This is a genomic window from Streptomyces sp. NPDC031340, from assembly GCF_055569945.1.
On the sequence record NZ_JBVIIE010000033.1, the window covers coordinates 1 to 12,207 of the forward strand.

At 71.7% G+C, this 12,207-nt stretch carries 13 protein-coding genes; 10 read left to right on the forward strand and 3 right to left on the reverse strand.

Going from position 1 to position 12,207, the window contains the following annotated elements; all coding sequences use genetic code 11:
- Positions 1-128 precede the first annotated feature (128 nt).
- The 9 genes from ACZ5GT_RS24605 to ACZ5GT_RS24645 all read left to right on the forward strand — a co-directional run bounded on the left by ACZ5GT_RS24605 (position 129) and on the right by ACZ5GT_RS24645 (position 8,025).
- Positions 129-773 carry an HAD family hydrolase gene (locus ACZ5GT_RS24605; RefSeq protein ID WP_469029866.1) on the forward strand — a complete coding sequence of 215 codons (645 nt, stop codon included), beginning with the start codon at positions 129-131 and terminating at the stop codon, positions 771-773.
- A gap of 69 nt (positions 774-842) precedes the next feature.
- Entirely contained in the window at positions 843-1,667 is an 825-nt protein-coding gene (locus ACZ5GT_RS24610; protein WP_469029871.1) for a VC0807 family protein, read from the forward strand.
- A gap of 84 nt (positions 1,668-1,751) precedes the next feature.
- Positions 1,752-3,005 carry an MFS transporter gene (locus ACZ5GT_RS24615; protein WP_469029877.1) on the forward strand — a complete coding sequence of 418 codons (1,254 nt, stop codon included), beginning with the start codon at positions 1,752-1,754 and terminating at the stop codon, positions 3,003-3,005.
- Entirely contained in the window at positions 2,956-4,128 is a 1,173-nt protein-coding gene (locus ACZ5GT_RS24620; RefSeq protein WP_469029884.1) for an acetoin utilization protein AcuC, read from the forward strand. Before ACZ5GT_RS24615 ends, ACZ5GT_RS24620 begins: the two co-directional genes overlap by 50 nt.
- A 141-nt stretch (positions 4,129-4,269) precedes the next feature.
- Complete coding sequence (locus ACZ5GT_RS24625) at positions 4,270-5,085, forward strand: phosphatase (protein ID WP_469029891.1); 816 nt, start codon at positions 4,270-4,272, stop codon at positions 5,083-5,085.
- A 129-nt stretch (positions 5,086-5,214) separates the two neighbouring features.
- Positions 5,215-5,427: a helix-turn-helix domain-containing protein gene (locus ACZ5GT_RS24630; RefSeq protein WP_004984898.1), complete on the forward strand. Its 213-nt coding sequence runs from the start codon at positions 5,215-5,217 to the stop codon at positions 5,425-5,427.
- Between the two features lie 154 nt (positions 5,428-5,581).
- Positions 5,582-5,680: a 30S ribosomal protein bS22 gene (locus ACZ5GT_RS24635; protein WP_003948845.1), complete on the forward strand. Its 99-nt coding sequence runs from the start codon at positions 5,582-5,584 to the stop codon at positions 5,678-5,680.
- Between the two features lie 213 nt (positions 5,681-5,893).
- Entirely contained in the window at positions 5,894-6,955 is a 1,062-nt protein-coding gene (locus tag ACZ5GT_RS24640; RefSeq protein ID WP_469029896.1) for an NAD-dependent epimerase/dehydratase family protein, read from the forward strand.
- A gap of 14 nt (positions 6,956-6,969) precedes the next feature.
- Entirely contained in the window at positions 6,970-8,025 is a 1,056-nt protein-coding gene (locus ACZ5GT_RS24645) for a lysophospholipid acyltransferase family protein (RefSeq protein ID WP_469029899.1), read from the forward strand.
- A 96-nt stretch (positions 8,026-8,121) separates the two neighbouring features.
- Here the strand turns inward: ACZ5GT_RS24645 and ACZ5GT_RS24650 are convergent, their stop codons facing one another.
- From ACZ5GT_RS24650 to ACZ5GT_RS24660, 3 genes are all read right to left on the reverse strand, one after another.
- The gene (locus tag ACZ5GT_RS24650; protein ID WP_469029904.1) at positions 8,122-9,348 is read right to left on the reverse strand and encodes a DUF5667 domain-containing protein; all 1,227 of its coding nucleotides are present in this window, start codon (positions 9,346-9,348) and stop codon (positions 8,122-8,124) included.
- Positions 9,349-9,581: 233 nt separating this feature from the next.
- Positions 9,582-10,352 carry an ECF subfamily RNA polymerase sigma factor, BldN family gene (locus ACZ5GT_RS24655; protein WP_469029908.1) on the reverse strand — a complete coding sequence of 257 codons (771 nt, stop codon included), beginning with the start codon at positions 10,350-10,352 and terminating at the stop codon, positions 9,582-9,584.
- 388 nt (positions 10,353-10,740) lie between these two features.
- A complete protein-coding gene (locus tag ACZ5GT_RS24660; protein ID WP_324786490.1) occupies positions 10,741-11,661 on the reverse strand; it encodes an HAD family hydrolase in 921 nt (306 codons plus the stop codon).
- 96 nt (positions 11,662-11,757) lie between these two features.
- Between ACZ5GT_RS24660 and ACZ5GT_RS24665 the strand changes: the two genes are divergently transcribed.
- A complete protein-coding gene (locus tag ACZ5GT_RS24665) occupies positions 11,758-12,039 on the forward strand; it encodes a glutaredoxin family protein (RefSeq protein WP_469029916.1) in 282 nt (93 codons plus the stop codon).
- Positions 12,040-12,207: the final 168 nt, after the last annotated feature.

Here is a 12,207-nt window from a genome sequence, read left to right on the forward strand (position 1 = left end):
AGGGGGGACCCTGTGGGAGAGTAGGACGCCGCCGAACAAATCTTGAGAAAACCCCGTACCGGTTCCGGTACGGGGTTTTCTGCGTTCCGGCTCCCCGGACCGGGAAGGCCGGGTCTAGGGTCGGCAGCATGCGCTATGACCTGGTGATATTCGACAACGACGGCGTCCTCGTCGACAGCGAGCCCATATCCAACCGGCTCCTCGCCGCCCATCTCACCGAACTCGGCCATCCGACGTCGTACGAGGAATCGATCCGGGACTACATGGGGTCCGCGATGCACCGGATCCACGAGCTGGTCCTGGAGCGGACCGGGCGGCGGCTGCCGGACGACTTCGACGACGTCTTCCATGCACGGGTGTTCGCCGCCTTCGAGCGCGAACTGAAGCCCGTGGCGGGTGTCGCCGGCGTACTGGAGCGGCTGTCGGCGGACGGGGTGCCGTTCTGCGTGGCGTCGTCCGGGAGCCACGAGCGGATCCGGGTGGGCCACCGGACGACCGGGCTGGACCGGTGGTTCGAGGAAGAGCGGATCTTCAGCTCGCAGGACGTGGGGCGGGGCAAGCCGGCGCCGGACCTGTTCCTGTACGCGGCCGAGCGGATGGGCGCGGCTCCGGAGCGGTGCGTGGTCGTCGAGGACAGCCCGCTGGGCGTGCAGGCGGCCGTGGCGGCGGGGATGGACGTCCTCGGGTTCACCGCGATGACGCCGGCGGAGAAGCTCGTGGGCGCCGGGAAACTCTTCTCCGACATGGGGGAGTTGCCCGACCTCCTCGTCTGACATTTGTCATGCGGAGGTCCGGACGATCGTTTCTACTGGGGAACCCCCCGCAGCCGCGAAGCTGAGGGCATGACGACGAAGACGAGCAGCACGGGCAATACCGGTCACATGAGCAAGGCGGGCGAGACGGGCAGGGCGAGCGCCTTCAGGCCGCTGCTGGTGGACGTGGCGGTGCCGCTGGGGTCGTACTACCTCCTCAAGGACGCGTTCGGGGCGAGCACCTTCGCGGCGCTCGCCTGGAGCAGCCTGGTGCCGGCCGTGCGGACCGGATGGAGCACGGTCAGGGAGCGCAGGACCAACCCGCTCGCCGCGCTGATCCTCCTGGTGAACGTCGTCTCGCTGGTGCTCGGCTTCGTCTCCGGTGACCCGCGGCTGATGCTCGCCAAGGACAGCGGGGTCAGCAGCGTGATCGGGATCGGGATCCTGGTCTCCGTGGCGCTCGGCCGGCCGATGATGACGGCCGCCGTGAAGCCCTTCGTGGTGAAGGGTGACGCGGCGCGGGAGGCCGCCTGGCAGCGGCTGGCGGCGGGCGCGGCCGCCGGGTCGGCCGCCTTCCGGCGCAAGGAGCGGCTGTTCTCGCTGGTGTGGGGTGCGGCGCTGCTCGGTGAGTGCGTCGCGCGGATCGTCGGGGCGTACACCGTCCCCGTGGACACCATGGTGTGGCTGGGGTCGGTGATCATGGCCGGGGTCATGGCGGTCACCTTCGTGATCAGCGGCCGCCTGGCCGCCCGGCCGATCGAGCGCCTCGTCGCCACCGAGACGGAGACCGCCCAGGCCGAGACCGTCCGGGCCGAGACCGTCCGGGCCGAGACCGTCCGGGCCGAGAGTGCCGCGTCGGAGGCCGCCGCCTCGAAGGCCGGGCGGGCGGTGCCCGAGGTCGCCTTCGCCGCCTGAGTCCGGCACGCCAGGCAAAGATGAGGGGAATTCATCTTTGGCGTGATCTACCCACCGGTACTCCGGGGCCCTACGCTCGCCGCCATGACAGATGTGCTGCGGCGCGGCAGGGCCTCGCTGGCGTTCAGCTTCTTCGCGCAGGGCGCCGCCTTTGCTCTGCTGGTGACCCGGATTCCGGCCATCCAGGACCGGTACGGCGTCTCCGACGCGCTGCTGCCGGCCTTCCTGGCCGCCGTGCCCGTCCTGGCCGGCGTCGGCAGCGTGACGACCGAGCACCTGGTGAAGCGGGTCCGGCCGAGCGTGCTGCTGCGCTGGTCCCAGCCGGTGGTGCTGCTCGCCCTGGTCGGCGTCGGAGCGGGCGGGCGGATGGCCGAACTGGCCGTAGCGCTGGCCGCGTTCGGGCTCGCCGTGGGCGCGCTGGACGCCTCGATGAACATGCTCGGGGTGAGCCTGCAGCGGGCCTACCGGCGCAGCATCATGCTCAGCTTCCACGCCGCCTACAGCCTGGGCGGGATCGTGGGGGCCTCGCTGGCCTGGGCCGGGGCGCACTGGCATCTCGCGCTGTGGGTGTCGTACCTGCCGGTCGTGGCGGTGCTGCTGCCGGCCGCGCTGGCCGGCAGCCGCTGGTACGTCGACGGGGACGCCGCCGCGCCCGCACCGGAGGCGGGGAAGGGCGAGGGAGAGGCCGAGAGCCAGGGCCAGGGGCACGGTCAGGGGCAAGCGCTGGTCTTCAGGCTGCTGTTGCCGCTGTGCCTGGTGATGAGCTTCGCGTACATCGGGGACTCGACGGTCTCCAACTGGAGCGCCAAGTACCTCCAGGACGTGCTGGGGAGTTCCGAGCAGCTGGCGACCGTGCCGTACAACGTCTACATGGTCACGACCCTGCTGGGCCGGTCCCTCGGCGACTTCGGGGTGCGGCGGTTCGGGGCCGTGGCGGTCGTGCGGCTGGGCGCGCTGGTGGCGGCGCTCGGGTTCGCCGTGGTGGCCGTCGCGCCGGGGGCGTGGACCGGGATGCTCGGGTTCACGCTGGTGGGCCTGGGGCTGTGCGTGCTGGTGCCGCAGACCTTCGCGGCGGCCGGACGGCTGTTCCCGGGCGTCTCCGACGCGGCCGTCGCGCGGCTCAACATCTTCAACTACGTCGGGTTCCTCGTCGGCTCCCCTCTGGTGGGAGCGCTGGGCGACGCGTGGAGCTACCGCGGGGCGATGCTGGTGCCGATGGTCCTGGTGCTGGTGACGCTGGTCCACGCCCGCTCGTTCGCACCCCGCGAGGACCGATACGGTGGCCGGTATGAGCGGCCGCGCACAGCTGATGTGGGACGAGGCAGTAACGGGGTATGACTTCGGTCCGGACCACCCGATGGATCCGGTCCGGCTGGCCCTGACCTGGAGTCTCGTCGAAGCCCTCGGGCTGCACCGGGAGGTGGAGGTCGTCACGGCCAAACCGGCCGGCGAGTCGACGCTGCGGCTGGTCCACCGGGAGGACTACATCGAGGCCGTGAAGGCGGCCTCGGCGCGTCCCGAGGGGGCCGACGGGTCCTACGGGCTCGGCACGGAGGACGATCCGGCGTTCGCCGGGATGCACGAGGTGTCGGCGCTGATCGCGGGGCAGTCGGTGGGGGCCGCGGAGGCCGTGTGGAACGGCGACGTGCTGCACGCCGTGAACTTCACCGGCGGGCTGCACCACGCGATGCCCGGGGGCGCCTCCGGGTTCTGCATCTACAACGACGCCTCGCTGGCCATCGCGCGGCTGCTGGAGCTGGGAGCCGAGCGGGTCGCCTACGTCGACGTGGACGTGCATCACGGGGACGGGGTGCAGGCGGCGTTCTGGGAGGATCCGCGGGTCCTGACGATCTCGCTGCACGAGCATCCGCGGACCCTGTTCCCGCAGACCGGGTGGCCGGAGGAGACCGGCGCGAGCGCCGCGGAGGGGTCGGCCGTGAACCTCGCGCTGCCGGCCGGGACCGGGGACGCGGGCTGGCTGCGCGCGTTCCACGCCGTGGTGCCGGAGCTGATCGCCGACTTCCGGCCGCAGGTGCTGGTGACGCAGCACGGCACCGACACGCACTTCGAGGATCCGCTGGCCCACCTGGCCGTGTCGCTGGACGCGCAGCGGGCCGTCCAGGTGGCCTGCCACGAGCTGGCGCACACCTACTCCGACGGGCGCTGGGTCGCGCTGGGCGGCGGCGGTTACGCGGTGGTCGAGGTCGTGCCGCGGTCGTGGACGCACCTGGTGGGGATCGCGGCCGGGCGTCCGGTGGACCCGGAGACGATGATCCCGGAGGCGTGGCGGCAGGAGGTGTACGCGCGCACCCGGCAGTCGGCGCCGCTGCGGATGACGGACGGGCGCCGGCCGGTCTCCTGGGGCGAGTGGGAGATGGGGTACGACCCGGCGGACCGGCTCGACCAGGCGGTGCTGGCGACGCGGCGGGCGGTGTTCCCCCTCCGGGGACTGCTGCCGTAGCCGCACCCGGCCACCCATGGCCGTCGTCACCCCGTCACGCCGCACGGCGTCACCCCGTCACGCCGCACGGCGTTACGCCGACCGTGCGGTGTCCGGCCGTTCGGGTCGCCGACGGCGCCGTGCTGCGTCACCATCGCTGACGTGCTGACCGCCGGAGCCCTGCGCGACCACCTCCTGGCCGCCCGTCTCGCCGGGACGGTGGCCACCTCGCGCGAGACGAGCCTGCGCAGCTACCGGCTGTTCGCCGCCCGCGACCCGCGGGTGCTGATCGGGATCGATCCCGAAGGGGCGTGGCGGGAGCGGGACGTGATCGAGCTGATGGCGGACAGGTGCGGGGTCTCGGCCGATCCGCTGCACGTCTCGGGCCAGGACGTGATCGACCCGGACCGGACCCTGGCCGCGCTGGACGCCTTCGCGGACCGGCTCGCGGCGGCCGCCCGGCGCGGCGCCCCGGTGCTGTTCGGCACCGGACACCCGCACCGTCTGCTCGGCTTCTACGCCGCTCTCGCGGACGCTCTGTCGGCGGCGGGATGTACCGTCCTCACACCGGCGCAGGGTCGCTGTATCGACATAACGACCCGGTTCGGCCTACGCTCGTACAACCTCGACTACGTACGAGGAGTCGCGCTCGTGCGAGAACACGACGCGTCCCGCTCCGGTCGTGCGACCGGCGCGCACACGCATTCACCGCTGCCGGTTCGTACCGTGCTGGCGGCGGCGGCCGAGGCCGGCGGCCCCCTGCCGGAGCTGGTCGTGGGAGACCACGGATGGGTCTGCGGGGCAGGTCAGCTGGGGTTCGAGGTCATGGGGCCGGCGGACACCGACGACCCCGCGCTGTTCGTCGGGGAGGCGGAGGGGTCCGTGTCCGTCGTCGTTCCACTTGATGACGGCGTGCGGCCCGGTTACTACCGGCCGCTTACCCGCTACGTACTCAATCGAGCGTGTCTGTCACAGTAGGCCGCCGATGGGTGCACCTCTTCCCCACTCGCATCACCCGCCCCTACATTGGGGAGTGAGCACGCAGCGACGAAGAGTCACCGGAAGGGGAAGCCGGTGGCCGTCGAGTGCGGAAGGTTCAGGTGTGTCATGGCTGCAGCTGGCGAGAGGCCTCTGAACGAGGTTCAGTTCCTTACCGTGGCGGAAGTCGCCTCGGTGATGCGAGTGTCGAAGATGACCGTGTACCGGCTGGTGCACAGCGGTCATCTGCCCGCGATCCGGGTGGGACGTTCGTTCCGTGTCCCGGAGCAAGCGGTTCACGAATACCTTCGCGAGAGCTACGTGGGGGTGGAAACCGCCTGACGACGCAGGTCCGAGGGGATCCTCAGGGCACTTCAGGATCCCCCCGACACCTCGATTACGACCTCAGCGCTCGGGCGGGTAGGCTAGCCCCTCGTAGGTCGTGTGGGCCCATGGCGCCCAAACACCGAGTGATGAGAAGTGAGCGAGGGTAGTCGTGGGCTCTGTTATCAAGAAGCGGCGCAAGCGGATGGCCAAGAAGAAGCACCGCAAGCTGCTCAAGCGCACGCGCGTCCAGCGTCGCAACAAGAAGTGAGCGACGCAGCAGGAGCGTGATCGTGGCCCCCCACCGCAATCGGTGGGGGGCCACGCGCGTTCCCGCGTCCTTCACATGGCTCGGTCCGTTCGTCCGGCTGTGGACGCGGTGGCGTCATGCGTCGCGCGGTCATCACAGCGCAACAACAACCCGCTAAGTTGGCCGCACGGGGGAACCCGCCGGGTTACGAGGGCTGGAAGGAAGGCGCTGATCGTGGGCAAGGTCGTGCTCGTGACCGGAGTGGCCCGCACGCTGGGGGGCCGGTTCGTCCGACGGATCCAGCGTGACCCGCGCGTGGACAGGGTCGTCGGCGTGGACGCGGTACCCCCCGAGCACCACCTGGGCGGCGCCGAGTTCATCCAGACCGACATCCGGCAGCCCACCGTCGCGCGGGTGCTCGCCGAGACGGGCGCCGACACGGTCGTGCACCTGGACGTGACCGGCACGCCGCTGGGCAGCGGCAGCCGCGCGTCCCTGAAGGAGACCAACGTCATCGGCACGATGCAACTGCTCGGCGCGTGCCAGAAGTCGCCCGCGGTGAAGCGGCTGGTGGTGAAGTCCAGCACGAACGTCTACGGGTCCGCGCCCCGCGACCCGGCCGTCTTCACCGAGACCACCCCGCCGAAGTCGCTGCCCAGCGGCGGCTTCGCCAAGGACATCGTCGAGGTCGAGGGCTATGTGCGCGGCTTCGCGCGGCGCCGCCCCGACGTGGCGGTGTGCGTGCTGCGGTTCGCCAACATCCTGGGGCCGACGGCGGACACGCCGCTAGCGTCGTACTTCTCGCTGCCGGTCCTGCCGACCGTGTTCGGCTACGACCCGCGGCTGCAGTTCGTCCACGAGGACGACGTGATCGAGGTGCTGCGGATCGGCTCGCACGAACCGGAACGGGGCACCCTCAACAGCGGCACCTTCAACATCGCCGGTGACGGCGTCCTGCTGCTCTCCCAGTGCTCCAGGAGGCTCGGACGGCCCACCGTGCCGCTGCTGCTTCCCGCGGTCACCTGGGCGGGCTCCCTGGTACGTACGCTGGGCATGACGGACTTCTCGCCCGAGCAGATCCGCCTGCTGACGCACGGTCGGGTCGTGGCGACCGACCAGATGCGTGAGACGCTGGGTTTTGGACCGAAGTACACGACGGCACAGACCTTCGCGGACTTCGCCACCAGCCGCGGCCCCGGCCTCCTGCCGCCGGAAGCCGTCGCGAAGGCCGTCGACCGGGTCGCCGCGCTGGCCGCGCCGGGCAGCGGCCCCCTCCCGACGCAGAGCGCCAACTGAGGAGCGCATCAACGATGGCGGACGCCAAGGTCATTCCGTTCGACGACGACCGGTCCCGCGCGAGCGCCGTTCAGCGGCCGGCGCGGCGCCGCGGCGCGGGGAGCCGGCGCAAGACCACGGAGCAGCCCGCGCCGGTGCGCGAGGTGCAGCCCCTGCCCGGCGGACCGCTCGAGCCGGAGGACGCCCCCGTGAGCAGTGCCGACGAGCCGCCGCGGCAGCCGCTGGACGACGGCGGTCTGGAGCGCCGCATCGCGAGCGGCCTGTCCTTCCTGCGCCGCCGCCTGACGGGCGACTACGAGGTCGACGACTTCGGCTACGACGAGGAGCTGACCGACCAGGTCCTGATGTCGCTGCTGCGCCCGGTGTACGAGAAGTACTTCCGGGTCGAGGTGAAGGGCGTCGAGAACATCCCGGCCGAGGGCGGCGCGCTGATCGTCGCCAACCACTCCGGCACGCTGCCGATGGACGGCCTGATGATGCAGGTCGCCGTGCACGACAACCATCCCGCCGGCCGCCATCTGCGCCTGCTCGCCGCCGACCTGGTCTTCGTGCTGCCGGTGGTCAACGAACTGGCGCGCAAGCTGGGCCACACCCTGGCCTGCGCGGAGGACGCGGCCCGGCTGCTGGACCAGGGCGAGCTGGTCGGGGTGATGCCGGAGGGCTTCAAGGGGCTCGGCAAGCCCTTCAGCGACCGTTACAAGCTCCAGCGCTTCGGCCGGGGCGGCTTCGTGTCCACGGCGCTGCGCGCGGGCGCCCCGATCATCCCGTGCTCGGTCGTGGGCGCGGAGGAGATCTACCCGATGATCGGCAACGCGAAGACCCTCGCGCGGCTGCTGGGGTTCCCGTACTTCCCGCTCACGCCGACCTTCCCGTGGCTGGGTCCGCTGGGCGCGATCCCGCTGCCGACGAAGTGGACCATCCAGTTCGGCGAGCCGATCCCCACGGACGGCTATCCGCCGGAGGCGGCCGAGGACCCGATGCTGACGTTCAACCTGACCGACCAGGTCCGGGAGCAGATCCAGCACACCCTGTACAAGCTGCTGGTGCAGCGCCGGTCGGTGTTCTTCTAGCAGGCGCGGGGGGGGGGGGGGGGGGGGGGGGGGGGGGGGGGGGGGGGGGGGGGCCCCCCCCCCGGGGGGGGCCCCCCCCGCCGTCGTACGTCTTCGTCAGTTCGCGTTGTCGCTGTCGATGCCCAGGCCGGGCAGCAGGCCCGGGAGCAGCGGCGGGATCGTCACGTCGGGGTCGCTGGTGGGCGACTTGCCGGCGGACGGGGAGGCGCTGCCGCTCGCCTGGGGCGGATCGAGCAGGCCGCCGGTGCTGCTGTCGAGCAGGCCGCCGTCGGTGCCGGACGTGGACGACCCGTCGGGGCTGCTGGAGCGGCTGCCGTCGGGTGAGCGGCTGCCGGTGCTCGGCGGCGCGGACCGGCCGGAACCGGTCGGGTCCGTGGCCGACGGGCCCGCGCCCTGCCGCTCGCCCGTGCGGCCGTCCCCGGCCGAGGGTGCGGGGAGCAGGGACTCCAGCGGGGCGACCTCTTCGTCTATGGCGTCGAACACCGACGACACCTGCTCGCTGACGTCGCCGAGCTGCACGGGCAGCTTGTCGCGCAGGGCGCCCCAGGCTTCGCGGTGCGAGCGGGAGAACGTGGAGAGGGCCTGGATGGGGCCCAGGGAGCCGGGGTCGTGCTGGTACGCCTCGTGCAGCAGCCGGTGCCCTTCCGACGCGTCGTGCTGCATGCCGGACAGGGCGCGGCGGACCTCGCCGATGGACTCGTGGTCGAGGGGGCCGGCGCGGCCGCGGTCCATCAGGCGGCGGGCCTCGTTGAGCCGGGTGGAGGCCAGGTCGAGGTAGGCCTTGCCCTGCTCGTCGGCGCCCTCGGTCAGGTAGTTGACCTTGAAGTCCTCGATGCCGCGCTTGAGGCCGTAGAGCGAGTCACCGGGCAGGGCGTCCGAGCTGGCAGCGGCGACTCCGCCGAAGGCGCCCGCGGCCACCCCGACACTCAGCCCGCCCGCCGCGAGGCCCTTGGTGAGCCGCGAGCGCGGTCGCAGTTTCCCCAGCGGACTCGCCCGGTGAGCGCCCCGGGTCCGGTGGGCACGCTGCCCGGGCAGCGAAGGGTCCGTCGCCTCGTCGCCGGCGCCCTCCCGCAGCATGGCCTCGAACGCGGCCACCAGGCGGGCGCGCTGGACGACCTTGACCTCGGGGTCGAGCTCCGGCTTGGGCAGCGCGCCGAGGCCCGCGGCGACGGCGAGCAGCTCGCCCTGCCCGGTCCGCTCGGCGCCGGGCGGGGCCGGGGGCGATCCTTCGGACTGCTCGGCCGCCGTGTCCCGGTCGGACTGCTCCTCCAGGGCCTGGGCGAAGGCGCTCGCCCGCCGGTGCGCCGATACGTTCGCGATCACTGGCGGCACCTCCTCTCGTCATGACGGTCGACTCCCCAGGGGGTCCTGAGGGTTGCCCGCGCTGGCCGCATCCACACGATCGCACGATCGGAGGCGGTCAGGGAGTCACCACAGGGAGCCTGCATCCCGCACAACGAGCGGCGCGGCACTTGGGTTACGGACTGCGGATGATCGCATCGGGGAGTCAACGGGCTTTCACTGGGCGTGAGTTGGGCGTCGCTGAGGGTGGCGGCTCAGCGGGCGTCGTCCGGCAGCAGCCGGGCGAGGGTGCGCACGGCGCGGTACTGCAGGGTCTTGATGGCCCCCTCGTTCTTGCCCATCACCCGGGCGGTCTCGGCGACGGAGAGTCCCTGCAGGAACCGGAGCGTCACGCACTCCTGCTGCTGGGGGTTGAGCCGGCGCACCGCGTCGAGCAGGGCGGCGTTGGAGAGGGACTCCAGCACGGAGTCCTCCGGGGAGCGCTCGACCTCGTTGGCGTCGAGCATCTCGCCGGTGGTGACCTCCAGGCGGAAGCGGCTGGACTTGAAGTGGTCGGCGACCAGGTTGCGGGCGATGGTGACGAGCCAGGCCCCGAAGTCGCGGCCCTGCCAGGTGAAGGTGCCGATCCGGCGCAGGGCGCGCAGAAAGGTCTCGCTGGTGAGGTCCTCGGCGGTGGCCCGGCCGCCCACCCGGTAGTAGATGTAGCGGTAGACGGTGTCGCTGTACTGGTCGTAGAGCCGGCCGAAGGCTTCGGCCTCGCCGGACTGGGCGCGTTCGACGAGGTCCATCATCCGGGCGCTGTCGCTGTCCGCGGCCGGGCGGCGGGCGGTGGCGCCGGTCGTGCGTCCTCGTCTGCCGACGGCGGCGCTGCCGTCGGCGAGCGCGTAGCACGGGCCGACGGGGGCGCCGGCCACGGCGAGGGCGGGGACGGCGTACGCGGTGGGGACGAAGCCGCGCAACAGGTCTTGGACCGTTGCGCGCAGCGTAGCCAGGCCCGAGGCGTCAACCCCGACGTGTGGGTACACGGGACTCCCAGAGGCAGAGCTTCCATCACGTGCAGTGCGGAACCTTTCACCCGTCGTAGCGACAGGGGGGAACCGGATTGCGTCTGAGGAGAATAACGCTTCGTGCAGGCGCTGCTACACCCAGTTGCTCAAATCACCGATTACGTCGCTTCCGTAACCGTTTGACGCCCGGTCGGGTGCCGCACTATGACCGTTTGCTGATCGAATCCGCCCATGTTCGTCGCGGTACGGGGCATGTTGTGGCCGTGTGCAGCCAACGTGGCCCTGCGGAGCGGGTGTCGGGGACATCCCGGGGCCGGTCGCGGGCCGGTCGCCCGGGCAGGCCGCGTGGGCCGGTCGCCCGGGCAGGCCGCGTGGGCAGGTCCCCCGGGCAGGCCGCGTGGGCCGGTCAGCTGAACCGGCGGCGGCGGTGCAGGGCGAGTGCCGCCGCCGTGCCGCCGGCCACCGCGCCCACGCCCGCCGCCGCCGGGATGCCGACCTTGGCCGCCTTGCGGCCGGTGCGGTAGTCGCGCAGCCGCCAGTCCAGTTCGCGGGCGTGTTTGCGCAGTTTGCTGTCCGGGTTGATGGCGTAGGGGTGGCCGACCAGGGAGAGCATCGGGATGTCGTTGTGGGAGTCGCTGTAGGCGGCGCAGCGGGAGAGGTCCAGGCCCTCCGCGGCGGCCAGCGCGCGTACCGCCTCCGCCTTGGCGGGGCCGTGCAGCGGCTCGCCGACGAGTTTGCCGGTGTACACGCCGTCGACCGACTCGGCGACCGTGCCCAGGGCGCCGGTCAGGCCGAGGCGGCGGGCGATGACCTGGGCGATCTCGACCGGGGCCGCGGTGACCAGCCACACCTTCTGGCCGGCGTCCAGGTGGGCCTGCGCGAGGGCGCGGGTGCCCGGCCAGATGCGCTCGGCCATGTACTCGTCGTAGATCTCCTCGCCGATCGACTTCAGCTCGGCGACCCGGTGGCCCTTGACGATGGACAGGGCGGAGTCGCGGGCCTCCTGCATGTGCTCGGGGTCCTCGACCCCGGCCAGCCGGAACCACGCCTGCTGCCAGGCGAACCTGGCCAGGTCCCGCGTCTCGAAGAACTTCCGCTTGTACAGGCCGCGGCCGAAGTGGAACAGCGCGGCGCCCTGCATGACGGTGTTGTCCAGATCGAAGAAGGCGGCGGCCTTGTCGTCGCCGAGCACCGGGAACGCGGGTTCCTCGGGCGCCGGCACCTCCTGCGAGTGCTTGCGCGCTGCCTCCGCCGAGGCCTCGCCTGCCAACACGCTCCGCGCCGTGGCGGAGCGCCTACGGTGAGTGAGCCATCCGAGAGCGGCCATGTCCGTGAGCATAGCCATTTCGTGAGCCGCTTCCCCGGCCATGAGGTTCGGAGGCTGTGAACTCTCCGCGGCCGTGTCGTTAAGACACGCGCGACAATGGCCGGCATGAGTCCCCTCTTCCGGCGCAAGGCCGCTCCCGCGGAGCGGCTGGTCACCCTCATCGGCAAGCCCGGCTGCCACCTGTGCGACGACGCGCGGCTCGTCGTCGAGAAGGTCTGCGGCGATCTCGGCGTTCCCTTCGAGGAGAAGGACATCACCCAGGACCCCGAACTGCACGACGAGTACTGGGAGCAGGTGCCCGTGGTGCTCGTCGACGGCAGGCAGCACACCTTCTGGCGGGTGGACGAAAATCGCCTCCGCAAAGAACTGACCGAGTAGTACAAGTGTCCGGTGGGTGTCGCTTAGGATCGAGGGTGGTCTGGTCTCGGGGGCGGGATTTTCGCGAGGAGTGAGTCGGTTTTGCCCCCAGCAGCGACGCGCGTGACCCCGGTCACGTTGGCCGGGCAAATCGGACACAATCTTTGTGCACGCGTTCACAAAGACATA